This is a genomic window from Paraburkholderia fynbosensis (assembly GCF_902859935.1).
GTDB lineage: Bacteria > Pseudomonadota > Gammaproteobacteria > Burkholderiales > Burkholderiaceae > Paraburkholderia > Paraburkholderia fynbosensis.
In genome coordinates this window covers 204,839-219,922 of sequence record NZ_CADIKI010000001.1, presented here as the reverse complement: position 1 = coordinate 219,922, position 15,084 = coordinate 204,839, and the positions used below count along the sequence as shown (strand labels likewise).

Here is a 15,084-nt window from a genome sequence, read left to right as displayed (position 1 = left end):
CACGCTCATGCAAAAGACAAAGGCCTGTTGCGACTCTTGTCGCAACAGGCCTTTCTTTTGGCTCGATCCGGCGCACTGAATGTGCCGTTTCGATACGGTTCAACGTGGGGAATTCTTCAACGAATCGCGGATTTCGCGCAGCAGCAGTACGTCTTCCGGCGTCGGCGGCGGCTCTGCCGGTGCGGCTTCAGTCGGCTTGCGCAGATTGTTGATGAACTTGACCATCAGGAAAATGATGAAGGCGAGAATGATGAAGTTGATGAGCACGGTGATAAACGAGCCATAACCGATCACCGCGACGCCTGCCGTCTGCAGGTCTTTGTACGAAGTGGGATTGCCGTGATAAGTGGGCGGAATCGCGCCTAGGCGAATGAACATATTAGAGAAATCGAGACCGCCGGTGGCAAGCCCGACGATCGGCATGATCAGGTCTTTGACAACTGAATTTACAATGGTGGAAAAAGCGCCGCCGATAATCACACCGACCGCGAGATCCATCACGTTGCCTTTGAGGGCGAATTCCTTGAATTCCTTGATCATGCTCATAGAGGTTCTCTCCCAGATATCAATAGCCGCATGATACCAACCTGAGAAGGATAGGCCAGTGTTTTGGCCCGGGCTGCGCCGATGAATGTTTCTATTGAGGAAACTGTGACTCGCCATGGCGCGCACGCTCGAGATGCGCGGCAAAACTGACCGGGTCGGTATTAGTGCCGCACAACAGCACGCCCACGCGCTTGCGCCGCAACGGCTCGCGCAGCGGCCCAAGCAGCGCCGCGGTCGCCGCCGCGCATGCCGGTTCCACCGCCAGCTTCAGTTGTGCGAAGAGGATCAGCATGGCCGCACGCAACTGGTCGTCGGAGACGGTCACCAACTGGTCGATATGACGGCGGCACAACTCGTAGCTGTATTGCTCGGTATGCGGCGACATCAGCGAATCGGCGATGCTGTGCATGTGGCCCATCCTGACCGTGTGATTGGCGGCGAAACTCTTGCTCATCACGTCCGAGCCTTCGGGTTCGACGCCGTACACATGCACATTGGGATTGGCGAGCCGCATCGCGGTGGAGACGCCGGCGGCAAGACCGCCGCCACCGACCGGCACGATCACCGCTTCGAGGTCGGGCGTTTGCGTGGCCCATTCGTAGCCGAGCGTGGCTGAGCCCAGCACCGTGCGATAACCGTTGAACGGATGCACGAAATAGCGGCCTTCTTCGGCTTCGATACGGCGCACCAGCTCGAACGCCTCGGCAATATCCTCCGCGAACACGATGTCGGCGCGATATTGCCGGCACAACGCGACACGCGCCGGATTCGCCGCGCGAAACAACACGACCTTGGCGCTGATGCCCAGACGCATGGCCGCATACGCGAGCGCCACCGCATGATTGCCACCCGAGACGCACGTGACGCCCGCGCTGCGTTGGCTTTCGTCGAGCGCGAGCAGGTTCGTGAAGGCGCCGCGCGCCTTGAAGCTGCCACCCGCCTGCAGCAGTTCGAACTTGAAATTCACCACCGTGCGTTCTAGCGAAGAAAAGTCGAGCCGGTCGAACACCGGCGTTCGCATGACCCACGGCGTCAACGCAAAATGCTGTGTGGCGATGTCGTCGAGCGTGGGGATCGGCTCGCCGTCGATCGTGTGGTCGGTGTGCTGCGGCGTGGCGGTTGACATGGCGGGAGCGTGTTGTCCTCGATGAGAGTAAGACCGGTTTGACGCAGCAACCGTTCCGCCGCGCGCCGTTTTCAGTGAGCGTCCGCGCTGACCGACATGCTGCGGATGAATTTCTGCAGGAAGCGCTCGCAGGCCACCAACTGGTCCAGCGCGACGAATTCGTTGGCCTTGTGCGCCTGCTGGATGTCGCCGGGGCCGCAAACGATGCTCGGAATGCCGGCCAGCGAAAACAGCCCGGCTTCGGTGCCGTAAGCGACTTTGCGCTTGTCCTGATCGGCGGTCAGCGCGCGCACGAGTTGCGTGATGGCCGCTTGTTCAGATGAATCGAGGCCGGGCGCCGCAGCGATCTTCGTGATCTCGATGGCTGCCGACGGATGTTCGCGCAGCATCTTCGGCAACAGCGTTTCACGCGCGTATTGATCGATGCGCGCGAAGATCGGTTCGGGATCGAGCGTGGGCAGATTGCGGAATTCGAACTGGAACCTGCATTCGGCCGGCACCGTGTTGATCGCGTTGCCGCCGCTGATCGTGCTGGTTTGCGCGGTGGTGAAGGGCACGTCGTACAGTTCGTCGAACGGACCTTGCTCGCGGAACTGATCGGCCATGTCGCGGATGTAGCAGATCAGACGCGCCGCGTACTCGATCGCGTTCAAGCCCTTCGGCGTCAGCGACGAATGCGCCGCCTGGCCGCGCACGCAGCACTGGTACGCGTTGATGCCCTTGTGCGCCACGATCGGGCGCATGCTGGTCGGCTCGCCGACGATGCAGCCGTCCGGCTTCACGCCGCGCTTCATCAGGTCGGCGATCAGGAGCGGCGCCCCTGCGCAGCCTACTTCCTCGTCGAACGACAACGCGAGGTGAATCGGTTTGGCGAGCTTCGCGCGCTGCATCTCCGGCACGAGCGCGAGCGCCGCGCCGATGAAACCCTTCATGTCGCAGGTGCCGCGGCCATACAGCTTGTCGCCGCGAATCTCCGGCTTGAAAGGATCACTGTCCCATTGCTGGCCGTCCACCGGCACGACGTCGGTATGACCCGATAGCACCACGCCGCCGTTCGTTTCGCCGTCATGCGCGGGAATCGTGGCGAACAGGTTCGCCCATTTGCCGCCGCGTTCGTCATGCGTGAGCGTGGCTTCGATACCGGCGGCGCGCAGTTCGTCGCGCACGGTTTCGATCAGGCCGAAATTCGGATTGCGGCTGACCGTGTCCATCGACACGAGACGGGTGACCCACGGCAGCGAGATGGGAGAGGCGTCTGAAGCGGAGGTGGACGATGGCGAGGATTGCGCCGATTCAGCGACTTGAGACATGACAAGACTCCAGCATTTGAGTCATTCGATCATACCCAAAAAAAATGCGCCCGTATGCTGCGGCGGCCATTGGCGCACCGCAGCATGAGCATGAAAACGCAGCACGTCCCCCCGTTTTGTGACGCGCGACGCTACCGCGCAACGCTAACGGGCAGGCCTGCGGGCGGTGCGTGGCCGACTCAACGCGCGGCGGCAGCAGGCGCCGTGCCGCGGCTTGGCGCGCCGAGCGCGCGCAAGGTCTCCTTGACCGTCGCGACCCGCACCGCGAGATCGGGGCTGCGCGTTTCGATACGCAGCTTGTCCTGCCCAGCGAGCTTGATGTGCTTGTGCTTCTGGACCATCTCGATGATCCGCATCGCGTCGACCGGCGGATTGGGGATGAACTGCAAGCCGATCACCGCTTCGCCCGCATCGATCTTCGAAATGCCGAGCGGCTTCGCGGCGAGCCGCAGACGATGCGTCTCCACGAGCGCATGCGCTTGGGGCGGCAACTTGCCGAAGCGGTCGATCAGCTCTTCCTGGATGCCATCGATCGAGTCGTTGAGTTCGCAGTTGGCGAGGCGCTTGTAAAGCGACAGGCGTTCCTGCACATCGCCACAATAGTCGGCCGGCAGAATGGCCGGCGCGTGCAGATTGATCTCGGTGGTCGCGGCGAGCGGCGCGGTGAGGTCGGGCTCCTTGCCTTCCTTGAGCGCCCTCACCGCGTCGTTCAGCATGTCGGTGTAGAGCTGGAAACCGATCTCGTGAATCTCGCCCGACTGCTTGTCACCGAGCACTTCGCCGGTGCCGCGAATTTCGAGGTCGTGCATCGCCAGATAGAAGCCCGAGCCGAGTTCTTCCATCTGCTGGATTGCTTCGAGCCGCCGTTGCGCCTGCTTGGTGAGTCCTTGCGGATCATGCACGAGCAGATACGAATACGCCTGGTGATGCGAGCGGCCCACGCGTCCACGCAACTGATGCAATTGCGCAAGGCCGAACTTGTCCGCGCGATGGATCAGGATCGTGTTGGCGCTCGGCACGTCGATGCCGGTTTCGATGATCGTCGTACACAGCAACACGTTCGCGCGCTGGGCGACGAAGTCGCGCATCACGCGTTCGAGTTCGCGTTCATGCATCTGGCCGTGCGCGACCGCGATGCGCGCCTCGGGCACGAGCGCTTCGAGCATCTGCCGACGGTTCTCGATGGTTTCGACTTCGTTGTGCAGGAAGTAGACCTGGCCGCCGCGCTTCAGCTCGCGCAGCATCGCTTCGCGAATCACGCTGTCTTCCTCGCGACGCACGAAAGTCTTGATGGCGAGGCGCTTTTGCGGCGCGGTCGCGATCACCGAAAAATCGCGCAGCCCTTCGAGCGCCATGCCGAGCGTACGCGGGATCGGCGTGGCGGTCAGCGTGAGCACGTCCACTTCCGCGCGCAGCGCCTTGAGCGCCTCTTTCTGGCGCACGCCGAAGCGGTGTTCCTCGTCGATGACCACGAGCCCGAGCCGCTTGAACTGCACGTCCGAGGACAGCAGCTTGTGCGTGCCGATCACGATGTCGACCGTACCTTCGTTGATCTGCTGGATTGCCGCGTTGACTTCTTTGGTCGACTTGAAGCGCGACAGCTCCGCGATACGCACCGGCCAGTCGGAGAAGCGGTCGGTGAAGGTCTGCGTATGCTGTTCGGCGAGCAGCGTGGTGGGCGAGAGCAGCGCCACCTGCTTGCCGCCCATCACCGCGATGAACGCCGCGCGCAAGGCCACTTCGGTCTTGCCGAAGCCGACGTCGCCGCATACGAGGCGATCCATCGGCTTGCCGCTTGTCATGTCGCCGATCACGGCCGCGATCGCGGCGGCCTGGTCGGGTGTTTCCTCGAAGCCGAAGCTCTCGGCGAACTTGACATAGTCCTTCGGTTCGAGCGCGAACGCATGGCCCGAACGCGCGGCGCGGCGCGCGTATAGATTGAGCAGCTCGGCTGCGGTATCGCGGATCTGCTGCGCGGCTTTGCGTTTGGCCTTTTCCCACTGGCCCGAGCCGAGCGCGTGCAGCGGCGCGCTCTCCGGATCGGCGCCGCTGTAGCGCGAGATCACGTGCAATTGCGCGACCGGCACGTAGAGCTTGCTATTACCCGAGTATTCGAGGTGCAGGAACTCCGTCTCGCCTTCGCCGAGGTCCATCGTGACGAGGCCCATGTAGCGGCCGATACCGTGCTGCGAATGCACGACGGGATCGCCCACTTTCAGCTCGGACAGATCGCGTACCATCGAATCAACGTTGCTCGCCTGTTCCTGGCGGCGACGCCCCGCGCGCCGCGCGAGCGGCCCGTACAACTCGGTCTCGGTGATGATCGCGATGCCGTCGGCCGGCACGGCGAAGCCGTTGGCGAGCGGCGCGACGCCTAACGAAAAACGCGCGTCGCCGAGCAGCCAGTCCTGAAAGCTGTCGCTCGAGGCGGGCTTCAGATGGTTGTCGGCCAGCAACTGCAGCAGCGTCTCGCGCCGGCCCGCCGACTCCGCCGCGAACAATACGCGATTCGGCGTGGTGTCGAGATACGCGCGCAAGGCCAGCACCGGATCGTCGGCGTGGCGGTCGATCGCGAGATTCGGCAGCGGGGTGGACCAGCCGCCGCCCGCGTTGGCGGGCAGCGCGAGCCGCGCGAACGGCTTGGCGAACGCAAAGAAGTCTTCGTCCGACAGGAACAGCCGCTCGGGCTCCAGGATCGGCCGGTCGCGGTCATGCGACAGGAAGTTGTAGCGCTGCTTCGTGTCGTTGGTAAAGCGCCGGATGGCGGCGTCGAGATCGCCGACGAACGCCAGCTGCGCGCCTTGCGGCAGGTAGTGGAACAGCGTCGCCGTCTCCTCGAAGAAGAGCGGCAGATAGTATTCGATACCCGCCGACGGCACGCCGTTGCCGATGTCCTTATAGATCGACGCCCGGCTCGGATCGCCCTCGAAGGTCTCGCGCCAGCGGCTGCGGAAAGCGGTGCGCGCGGCTTCGTCGAACGGGAATTCGCGGCCTGGCAGCAAGCGCACGTCCTTGACCGGATAGAGGCTGCGCTGCGTGTCCGGATCGAACGCGCGGATCGAGTCGACCTGGTCGTCGAACAGGTCGATCCGGTAAGGCAGGGGCGAGCCCATCGGATAGAGATCGAGCAGCGAGCCGCGTACGCAGTACTCGCCGGGCCGCACGACCTGGCTCACGTGCTCGTAGCCGGCGAGCGTCAGTTGCGCCTTGAGTTTCGCTTCGTCGAGACGCTCGCCCTGCGAGAAGGAGAACGTATAGGCCGCGAGGAACGACGCGGGCGGCATCCGGTACAGCGCCGTGGTGGCGGGTACCAGCAGGATGTCGCAACGGCCTTCGCCGAGATCGTGCAGCGTGGCGAGACGCTCGGAGACGAGGTCCTGATGCGGCGAAAAGGTATCGTAAGGCAGCGTCTCCCAGTCGGGCAGCAGACGCACCCGCGCCTCGGGCGCGAAAAAGCCGATTTCCTGCGACAGACGCTGCGCATCGACAGCGCTTTCGCACACGACTGCCAGCAGCGGCACCTTCTCGCGCCAGGCGAGATGGTAGCGGGCGATCAGCAGCGCGTCGGACGAGCCGTGCGTGCCGTCGAAGACGAAACGCTGGCCGGCCTTGACGAGCGCGACGGGCGGGGAGGACTGCGATAATGCGGCGATGTCTGGCATAGAAGAGAGAAAGCGGCCTCGGGCTCACACGGACGGCCAAGTTTACGCGCCTCGGGGCGTGGATGCGAAGCACCTATTATAAAATCTGACCTTTACTTTGACCTCGCGGCATCCGCACTCGTGACTTCCCGTCTATTTGCCCTGATTCCGTGCGCAGGCACCGGCAGCCGTTCCGGCGCCGCGATGCCCAAACAATATCGCACTGTCGCCGGTCGCGACATGTTGCATTACTCGCTCGCCGCGTTCGACGCGTGCAGCGAATTTGCGCAAACCCTGGTTGTGATTGCGCCCGACGACCAGCACTTCGACGCTCGCCGCTTCGGCGGCTTACGCTTCGCGGTGCGCCGCTCGGGCGGCGCGTCGCGCCAGGCGTCGGTGCTGAACGGCCTGCATGCGCTCGCCGAGTTCGGCGCGCGCGACGACGACTGGGTGCTGGTGCACGATGCGGCGCGCCCGGGCATTACGCCCGCGCTGATCCGCACGCTGATCGGCTCCCTGAAGGACGACCCGGTGGGCGGCATCATGGCGCTGCCGGTGGCCGATACGCTAAAACGGATCGACGCCGCGTCCGCCGATGGCCGCATCGCCCGCACTGAAGCGCGCGACGGCTTGTGGCAGGCGCAGACGCCGCAGATGTTCCGCATCGGCATGTTGCGTGAAGCGATCCTGCGCGCGCAGGCCGACGGTCACGAACTCACCGACGAAGCGAGCGCGATCGAATGGCTCGGACATGCGCCGAAGCTCGTGCAAGGCAGCTTGCGAAACTTCAAGGTGACTTACCCGGAAGATTTCGATCTGGCCGAGGCGATTCTGAGCCGCCCTGCGGCTTCGTGATGAATTTCAATTTTAGCTGGCGGACTTTGAGGACTTGACGCATATGGATTTGAGGATTGGGCAAGGGTACGACGTGCATGCGCTGGTGCCGGGGCGTCCGTTGATTATCGGCGGCGTGATGATTCCTTATGAGCGTGGGCTGCTCGGCCATTCGGACGCGGACGTGCTGCTGCATGCCATTACCGACGCGCTGTTCGGCGCTGCCGCGCTGGGCGATATCGGCCGCCATTTCTCTGACACCGACGCGAAGTTCGCCGGCGCGGACAGCCGCGTGCTGTTGCGCGAGTGCGTCGCGCGCGTGAGGGCGGCGGGATTTGCGATTGCCAACGTGGATAGCAGCGTGGTCGCTCAGGCGCCGAAGCTGGCGCCTCATATCGAAGGAATGCGCGCGAACATCGCCGCCGATCTCGGCCTGCCGGTCGAGCGGGTCAATGTCAAGGCGAAGACCAACGAGAAGCTCGGCTATCTCGGCCGAGGCGAGGGGATTGAGGCGCAAGCCGTGGCGCTGCTGGTCAAAAGCTGATTCGCGTGAACGGCCTTCGTGCTGGCGGGCAACGTACGAAGGCTACCCAGACCATCCGATTACATGATGCGCGCGTGGCGACCATAGCCGCCCAGCGCGCGGTCGATCGGCTATTTGCCCTCTGCGCCCTCGGCGGCAATGCACTGCGCAGCCGCGTTGATCACCGCCGCGATGCGGCCTACGTCGCGCAATTGCGTGGAACTCATGCCCTCGGCGACCAGCGTATCGAAGTGCGACTTCACGCAAAAATGGCATTTGCCGATGATCGACGCCGCCAACGCATACATCTCGAAACGCCGCTTGTCCACGCCGCCATGCGACGCGTAAGCGTTCATCCGTAACTGCGCCGGTTGCGATTTGATATCCGCGCTCTCCGTCATCTCGACGTACGGGTACCAGACGTTGTTCATGCCCATCAGCGCGGCGGCTGTCAACGCGCCTTGGGTTTCTTCCGGCGACAACACGCCCGCATGGCGAATCGCATCGACGATCATCGTGCTTTTGGCGGCAAATGCCGCCGCCAGCGCGACGCCGACCGCGTCGTTGCCTTCGAGCGACGAGCGGGCAATCGTCCCGTCGAGATTCAGCCGGATGTCCTTCGCGTAGTCGGGCACGCGTGCCTTGATCGAAGCCAGGAATTCCATGGCATCTCCTATCGGATTGTCGATAAAAAAACCCGCTGCCTCTTCGAGGCCGGCGGGTTTTTGATGGCACGGCTTAAAGCGTTGCACCGCCGACTGAGCGGTTGCAAGGACACAGTTCATCGGTTTGCAAGCCGTCGAGAAGACGCAGCACTTCTTCCGGATTGCGGCCGACGTTCAGGTTGTTCACCGACACGTGCTGGATCGTATTGTCCGGATCGACGATGAAGGTGGCGCGCAACGCGACGCCGGCTTCCTTGTCGCGCACGCCGAGCTGATCGATCAGTTCGCCCTTCACGTCGCCGAACGAATAGTGGTTCAGCTTGTTCAGGTCCTTGTGTTCGCGGCGCCATGCCAGTTTCACGAATTCGTTGTCGACGCTGCCGCCCATCAACACTGCGTCGCGCTCCTCGAAATCGCCGGCGAATTTGCCGAACTCGGCGATCTCCGTCGGACACACGAACGTGAAATCTTTCGGGTAGAAATAGATGATTTTCCACTTGCCCGGGAACGATTGTTCCGTGATGTCTTCGAACGCCGACGCGCCGTTTTCTTCATGGTGATTGAAGCCCGGCCTGGCAGCGGTGACGGTAAACGCTTCGATTTTATCGCCAACGGTTTTCATGCGAGTGCTCCTTCGTGGGTTGGAAAAAACAGCATGTTGAGGCTAGCGACTCGTTGCAACGAGCGCGTTACACCGTCCCACTATATTTCTATAAAAATATGGGGCTGATAGTTTTTTCTGCCGGGCTGGATAGTTATTATTCAACGCGTCAACAGCGTTGCAGAGAAGGCGGCGCCCGTTTCCGTTCAGACGCCTTTGGCGAGCGGAAACTCGATCGTGACTTCGAGACCGGGCCCTGGCGTGCGATTGCGCAAGCGCAGCGCACCGCGATAGCGACCCACGAGACGCTGAACGATCGCCATGCCGAGGCCCGTGCCGTTGGCCTGGGTGCGCGCCGAATTCACCCGGTAGAACGGCCGGGTGACAAGCGCCAACTGGTCTTCCGGAATGCCGGGGCCTTCGTCGACCACCGACAGCTCGACCCGCGAATGCGATACCCGCGTCTCCAGAATCACGTGCGGGACGCCGTCGCCGTCGCTCAGGCCGTATTTGCGCGCGTTCTCCAGCAGATTGCCGACCACGCGCCGCATGTCGGTTTCATCGGCCTCGATCACCGCCGACGGCGCGAGCCGCGTGATCAGGCGCATGCTGTCCTCGCTTTGCATGCGCGCAGCCAGTTCGCTGGCGATCACGGACAGGTCGACCGGCTCGGGCACGCGCTGCACAGGGCGCGCGTAATCGAGGAAGCGGCCGATGATCATGTCCATCTGCTCGATGTCGTCGACCATCGCGTCTTTCGTGCTCTGGTCCGACGGGCTCATTTCGGTTTCGAGCCGCAGCCGCGCGAGCGGCGTGCGCAGATCGTGTGAGATGCCCGCGAGCATCAGCGCGCGATCGGCTTCGAGCTGTTCGAGGTCCTGCACCATCTGGTTGAAACTGCGGTTGGTTTCGGCGGCCACGCCCATGCCGCGCTCGGGCAGCGGCTCAGGCGACTGACCCGAGCCGACTTTGCGCGCGGCCATCGCGAGCCGGGCGAACGGCCGGTTCACGAGACTCGTGATGAAGGCCGCGCCGAACAGCGACAGCGCCAGCGCGAACACGCCCCAGCCGGCCCATTGCAGACCGGTCGCGTTGTCGAGCTGATCGCGGTCGAGCGCGACCCAGTAGTCGTCGTCGTCGATCTTGAAGCTGATCCACACGCCGTTGATGTCGTTCACGCTTTGCGCGATGACGGTGTCGTCGCCGAGGCGCCCGCGGATGTCGTGTTCGATCAGGCGGTTCAGCGATTCGTCGGGCTGGAGTTTGTATTTGTCGGTAGCTTCGCGCGGGTACACGCGCACCCCTTCATTACTTTCCAGGTCCTGCAGCAGCGCGCGCCGCAGGTCGGGATCGGAATAGAGGAGTGCGGTGCGCGTGAGCTTGACGATCGCGACGAGCTGCAACGCCACGCGCTGCGCGCGCGGCTCGCGTTCGATCACGCGAAAGCTCTGGAACCACGCGGCGAGACTGACTGCGATCAACAGCGCGATCAACAGGAAGGTCCGCCAGAAAAGGCCGCCGAACGCGAGCGTCAGGAGGCGCCGGTCGATCCGCATGGGCCCTTCTTATCTGAAATCAGAGACAGGAAACTGAAACAAACTCAGGCCGCACCGTCGGGAATGAAGACGTAGCCCAGACCCCAGACGGTCTGAATGAAACGCGGGCTGCCCGGATCGGGTTCGATCAGCTTGCGCAGACGCGAGATTTGCACGTCGAGACTGCGGTCGAAGACTTCGTATTCACGGCCGCGAGCGAGTTCCATCAGCTTCTCACGCGAGAGCGGCTGGCGCGGATGACGCGCGAACACCTTGAGCACCGAGAACTCACCCGTGGTCAGTGGAATTTCCTGGCCGGCCTTGGTGAGTGTGCGGGTGGCGAGATTCAGCGCGAATTCGCCGAACTCGAACACTTCGGTCGTTTCGGACGGCGCGCCCGGTAATTCCGAGGGCGACTGGCGGCGCAGCACCGCGTGAATGCGCGCGACCAGTTCGCGCGGATTGAACGGCTTGGGCAGATAGTCGTCGGCGCCCATTTCGAGGCCGACGATGCGATCGACGTCTTCACCCTTGGCCGTCAGCATGATGATCGGCGTACGGTCGTTGCTGCCGCGCAGGCGGCGGCAGATCGACAGGCCGTCCTCGCCGGGCAGCATCAGATCGAGCACCAGCAGATCGAAGCGCTCACGTACCCAAAGCTTGTTCATCGACGGCGCGTTCTCGGCGACGTAGACATTGAAGCCCTGTTCGCCGAGATAGCGGCGCAACAGATCGCGCAGACGTGGATCGTCATCGACGACGAGGATTTTCGAAGGGTTTTTGGTTTCCATGGTCGGCATCTTAGCGCGATTAGAAAGTGGTGCGCGGTTGCATCGTTTACGGGGTTACAGTCAGTTACAAAATTTACCCCCACTGTGGCACGACGTAAAGCTCGGGCAGGTAGACTCCTTTACTCAATGCGGCTGTTCGGTGGATACTTCACCCGACCACAACTCTCGCACCCGGCTCGTTACCGGGGTTTGTATACGCATTTGAGGTAGCCGGTTGCCGCGCCACGAAGGGAACAACATGAAGGGAGGGGTTTGGCCAAATGTGCGCCTGAGCGTCATTGCACTGGCGGTAGCCGGGACGCTTGCAGGCTCACTGGGACCAACGCTCGCCCATGCCCAGCCTTCCGCCGACAGAGCTGCGAGTGTGCACGCGCCCCGGCCCGGCAACTCGCGGATCAGTCGCCGCAACAGCCCCAATGCCGATCGCCCCGCGTCAGACATCATGTTGCGCACTGCAGTTCCCCCCGATCTTGATCAACGTCGTCGCGATGGCCATATGACGCCCGACGAACGGCGCCTGTTGCGCCAGCACATCGAAGATGCTGTGCGCGAACTCTACAAGCGGTAGCTTTTGTCGTGCCCGCTCGCGGCACGTAGGGCGCGCAGCCTCGTCGCGTGAAAAGATCTCGTTGTGCTTCCCATTGATCAAAGCGCGTTTCCTCGACTGTTGAGCAGCGTGGAGCGATCTGCGTGCGCGTGTGCGAAAACGTTTCTTGTGTTCGTCAACCAGGATGGCTGCTGAGGCCTTGCCGGGCTGGGCGCAGTTGCGAACGCCGATGATCAGCATGTCGAATGGCAGCCTGCATGTGCTCGGCGTTACGAAACATTACGTGCAGCTTGTGTGTGGAAGCCGACGAACACACTGTCGATGCTCCTCTCAAATAAGCGTTTCACGCTGAGGTTCGGGAAAGGCCAGCCTGCGTAGCAGAGAAGGCTATTGTGCCGGGATGCCGAGGCGGCTAGATGACACCGCCCATTGCCAGCGCATGCTCAAGTAAGGACTTCGCCCGCAGCGTTCAGGCTCATCGGGTCGCCGATATTCGAAGTTCGCGGGCGAACGATGCGTCGTCCGCCATGCAGCAATAGCCGTCGTTGGAACGCACATGGCGCGAGCCGGTCAAGGTGGCGTACGCTTTGATGTCGCGAGCTTCGCTCCGCCTTGCATCACTACGCCGATGGCGAACTCGGGTGTTGCAGATTCGACCGTCGTTGCAGCGCATGGTCTTGCCGCTCACGCGAGTCGGCGCGATCACGATCCATTCGACCGCTGTGCCTCGCTGGACACATCGACGCAGATACGACCCGCGCCATACCAATAGAACGAGGGTGACAATGAAACGACGCAGCTTTCTGTCGATCGGCGCAGCCACCGGCGCGACGCTCTGGCTGCCGCGTTCGTTCGGCGCGCAGGCGATGGCGGCTGGCATGTCCCAAAGCCGCGGGTACGACAACCTCCTGATCCTGATCGAGCTGAAAGGCGGCAACGACGGATTGAACACCGTGATTCCGTTTGCCGATCCCACTTATTACGCGCTGCGCAGGAACGTCGGCATCAAGCGTGAGCAGGCGATTCAACTCGATGACCATACCGCGCTGCATCCTTCGTTGCGGCCGCTGCTTGCGCTTTGGCGCAGCCGGCAGCTGGCAATCGTGCAGGGCGTCGGCTATGCGCAGCCGAACGTCTCGCATTTCCGATCGACCGAAATCTGGGACACCGCGTCGCGCTCCGACCAGTATTTGCGCGAAGGCTGGTTGACACGCGCGTTTGCGCAGACGCCGGTGCCCGCCGGCTTTGCCGCAGATGGCGTGGTGATCGGCAGCGCTGAAATGGGACCGCTCGCGCACGGCGCACGTGCTCTCTCCGTGGCCAATCCGGCACAGTTCGTCGACGTGACGTGGCCCACGACGCCCGTGTCGCCGCCGACGCGTCTTCACAACAACGTCGCGAACAGCATCCCGAAAGCCGCCTATCGCGCGCGCCTCGCGCAGGGTCATGCGCAATTGAAGACGGTGTTTCCCGACGGCGCATTCGGTAGTTCGATCAGAGCGGCGATGCAAATGTTGGCCACTCGCGATGCGCCGAATGCACCCTCCTTTGCGAGCACCGCGCGCGGCTTGACAAAAAGCAGCCGGGGCGTCGCCGTCATCTGCCTGACGCTGAGTGGTTTCGATACGCACCAGAACCAACCCGCTCAGCAGACCGCCTTGCTCAGGCAACTCGGGGAAGGGGTGTCCGCGATGAAATCGGCGCTCGTCGAACTCGGCCGCTGGGACAGCACCCTGGTGATGACTTATGCCGAGTTCGGGCGTCGTCCGCGAGAGAATGAGAGCAGGGGCACCGAGCACGGCACCGTCGCACCGCATTTCGTGATGGGCGGACGTGTGCGGGGCGGCTTGTACGGCATGCCGCCCACTCTCGCACGGCTTGACGGCAACGGCAATTTGCCGCTGGGCGTCGATTTTCGGCGGCTCTATGCAACCGTGCTGGGACCCTGGTGGGGGCTCGATGCATCGGCGATTTTGCAACAGCGGTTCGAGCCGTTGCCGCTATTGAACGATTGACGGTGAATCGAGCGCGATGGCGATGCTTTCGATGACTGATGGCCTGAGCAATTCAGTTGCGCGAAGCGGAGCCAAACAGCACCGGGCAGCGCACCGTGCTGCGTCGGCCCGTCGCTTCTATCTCGCGCGCCACGCGATCCACAGTTTGCGGATCGGCGTCAACGCGATGCGTTGATGCAGAACGTGATAACCGTCGCGTTCGATTTCATCCAGCAGGGCAGACGCCAGCGCCACTAATGCGAGCAGCGTGCGCTGCGCGCGGCGCTCATGCGCGGGCACTGCGGCGAGCGCGGTTTGCAGCGTGGCGCGCGCGCGGCCGGTTTCGAAACGCATCAGCTCGGTGAACGCGTCGCTATATTTCCGGTTGATCAGATCGGCTGCGGTGACGTTGAAGCGCTGCATTTCGTCGATCGGAATATAGATGCGCCCGTGCCGCGCGTCATTGCCCGTTTCGGCGACGAACTGCGCGAGCGTGAGCGCCTCGCCGAGCGGCGCCGCCCAGACCGGTGCCTGCGCGGCGTCCTTCGCCGTCGCGCGTGCCACCAGCGACGCAAAGGTGCCGCCGACGCTTTGCATATAGCGTCGCAGATTCGGATAGTCGAGGTAACGCGCCTGGTCGAGATCGATTTCGAAACCGGCGAGCAACGCCTGGAGCGCTGGATATTCCCCCTTCACGTCGGGCAGATAGGCGGCCAGTGCCTTGGAAACCGGGTGGGAGGGCGAGCCCGAAGCGAGCGCGGCGATCTCGTTTTGCCACCATGCAAGCTTCGTGCGGCCGATGGTCGGATCGCTGGTTTCCTTGACCGTTTCCTCGAACTCGCGGCGCAATGCGAACAGCGCCGTCAACAATGGCTGGCTCGCTGTGGGCGCCTGCCGAAGCGCATAGTAAGTGCTCGATCCGGGCGGCGCCGCTTTCTGCTGGCAATATTCGTCGAAATTCACTGGATTGG

The 15,084-nt window shown here is 63.0% G+C and carries 13 protein-coding genes; 4 read left to right on the top strand and 9 right to left on the bottom strand.

The annotated features are described in order from the left end of the window. Positions 1-99: 99 nt before the first annotated feature. From mscL to mfd, 4 genes are all read right to left on the bottom strand, one after another. Positions 100-546 (bottom strand): large conductance mechanosensitive channel protein MscL, encoded by a 447-nt coding sequence (gene mscL / locus HV770_RS00935; protein ID WP_175158009.1) that lies wholly within the window; start codon positions 544-546, stop codon positions 100-102. A 91-nt stretch (positions 547-637) separates the two neighbouring features. After that, positions 638-1,672 (bottom strand): threonine/serine dehydratase family protein, encoded by a 1,035-nt coding sequence (locus tag HV770_RS00930; protein ID WP_175157687.1) that lies wholly within the window; start codon positions 1,670-1,672, stop codon positions 638-640. Positions 1,673-1,743: 71 nt separating this feature from the next. Further along, a complete protein-coding gene (gene argE / locus HV770_RS00925; RefSeq protein ID WP_175157686.1) occupies positions 1,744-2,982 on the bottom strand; it encodes an acetylornithine deacetylase in 1,239 nt (412 codons plus the stop codon). Positions 2,983-3,161: 179 nt separating this feature from the next. Next, on the bottom strand, positions 3,162-6,644 hold the full coding sequence (gene mfd / locus HV770_RS00920; protein WP_175157685.1) for a transcription-repair coupling factor: 3,483 nt from the start codon (positions 6,642-6,644) through the stop codon (positions 3,162-3,164). Positions 6,645-6,764: 120 nt separating this feature from the next. Between mfd and ispD the strand changes: the two genes are divergently transcribed. Beyond that, a complete protein-coding gene (gene ispD / locus HV770_RS00915; protein ID WP_175157684.1) occupies positions 6,765-7,478 on the top strand; it encodes a 2-C-methyl-D-erythritol 4-phosphate cytidylyltransferase in 714 nt (237 codons plus the stop codon). A gap of 43 nt (positions 7,479-7,521) precedes the next feature. After that, positions 7,522-8,001, top strand: a complete 480-nt coding sequence (gene ispF / locus HV770_RS00910; protein WP_175157683.1) for a 2-C-methyl-D-erythritol 2,4-cyclodiphosphate synthase — start codon at positions 7,522-7,524, stop codon at positions 7,999-8,001. A 110-nt stretch (positions 8,002-8,111) separates the two neighbouring features. Here ispF and HV770_RS00905 read toward each other — a convergent pair whose 3' ends face one another. The 4 genes from HV770_RS00905 to ompR form a co-directional block, all read right to left on the bottom strand. Beyond that, on the bottom strand, positions 8,112-8,645 hold the full coding sequence (locus tag HV770_RS00905; protein ID WP_175157682.1) for a carboxymuconolactone decarboxylase family protein: 534 nt from the start codon (positions 8,643-8,645) through the stop codon (positions 8,112-8,114). Positions 8,646-8,718: 73 nt separating this feature from the next. After that, positions 8,719-9,267 (bottom strand): peroxiredoxin, encoded by a 549-nt coding sequence (locus tag HV770_RS00900; protein WP_175157681.1) that lies wholly within the window; start codon positions 9,265-9,267, stop codon positions 8,719-8,721. A gap of 185 nt (positions 9,268-9,452) precedes the next feature. Beyond that, on the bottom strand, positions 9,453-10,802 hold the full coding sequence (locus tag HV770_RS00895) for an ATP-binding protein (RefSeq protein WP_121318282.1): 1,350 nt from the start codon (positions 10,800-10,802) through the stop codon (positions 9,453-9,455). 44 nt (positions 10,803-10,846) lie between these two features. Beyond that, complete coding sequence (ompR, locus tag HV770_RS00890) at positions 10,847-11,581, bottom strand: osmolarity response regulator transcription factor OmpR (RefSeq protein ID WP_006048917.1); 735 nt, start codon at positions 11,579-11,581, stop codon at positions 10,847-10,849. A 229-nt stretch (positions 11,582-11,810) separates the two neighbouring features. On the opposite strand from ompR, the gene HV770_RS38365 reads away from it, so the two are divergent. Continuing rightward, a complete protein-coding gene (locus HV770_RS38365; RefSeq protein WP_246290662.1) occupies positions 11,811-12,140 on the top strand; it encodes a hypothetical protein in 330 nt (109 codons plus the stop codon). Between the two features lie 764 nt (positions 12,141-12,904). Further along, positions 12,905-14,134: a DUF1501 domain-containing protein gene (locus tag HV770_RS00880; protein ID WP_175157679.1), complete on the top strand. Its 1,230-nt coding sequence runs from the start codon at positions 12,905-12,907 to the stop codon at positions 14,132-14,134. 117 nt (positions 14,135-14,251) lie between these two features. On the opposite strand, the gene HV770_RS00875 is transcribed toward HV770_RS00880, so the two are convergent. After that, on the bottom strand, positions 14,252-15,076 hold the full coding sequence (locus tag HV770_RS00875) for a squalene/phytoene synthase family protein (protein ID WP_175157678.1): 825 nt from the start codon (positions 15,074-15,076) through the stop codon (positions 14,252-14,254). Between the last annotated feature and the right edge of the window lie 8 nt (positions 15,077-15,084).

Excerpts from the sequence above, each read along its gene's own strand:
- HV770_RS38365 (WP_246290662.1), top strand. The coding sequence starts at position 11,811 with ATGAAGGGAGGGGTTTGGCCAAATGTGCGCCTGAGCGTCATTGCACTG.
- HV770_RS00880 (WP_175157679.1), top strand. The coding sequence starts at position 12,905 with ATGAAACGACGCAGCTTTCTGTCGATCGGCGCAGCCACCGGCGCGACG.
- HV770_RS00905 (WP_175157682.1), bottom strand. The coding sequence starts at position 8,645 with ATGGAATTCCTGGCTTCGATCAAGGCACGCGTGCCCGACTACGCGAAG.
- HV770_RS00895 (WP_121318282.1), bottom strand. The coding sequence starts at position 10,802 with ATGCGGATCGACCGGCGCCTCCTGACGCTCGCGTTCGGCGGCCTTTTC.
- argE (WP_175157686.1), bottom strand. The coding sequence starts at position 2,982 with ATGTCTCAAGTCGCTGAATCGGCGCAATCCTCGCCATCGTCCACCTCC.
- HV770_RS00930 (WP_175157687.1), bottom strand. The coding sequence starts at position 1,672 with ATGTCAACCGCCACGCCGCAGCACACCGACCACACGATCGACGGCGAG.
- HV770_RS00900 (WP_175157681.1), bottom strand. The coding sequence starts at position 9,267 with ATGAAAACCGTTGGCGATAAAATCGAAGCGTTTACCGTCACCGCTGCC.
- mscL (WP_175158009.1), bottom strand. The coding sequence starts at position 546 with ATGAGCATGATCAAGGAATTCAAGGAATTCGCCCTCAAAGGCAACGTG.
- mfd (WP_175157685.1), bottom strand. The coding sequence starts at position 6,644 with ATGCCAGACATCGCCGCATTATCGCAGTCCTCCCCGCCCGTCGCGCTC.
- ispF (WP_175157683.1), top strand. The coding sequence starts at position 7,522 with ATGGATTTGAGGATTGGGCAAGGGTACGACGTGCATGCGCTGGTGCCG.
- ompR (WP_006048917.1), bottom strand. The coding sequence starts at position 11,581 with ATGCCGACCATGGAAACCAAAAACCCTTCGAAAATCCTCGTCGTCGAT.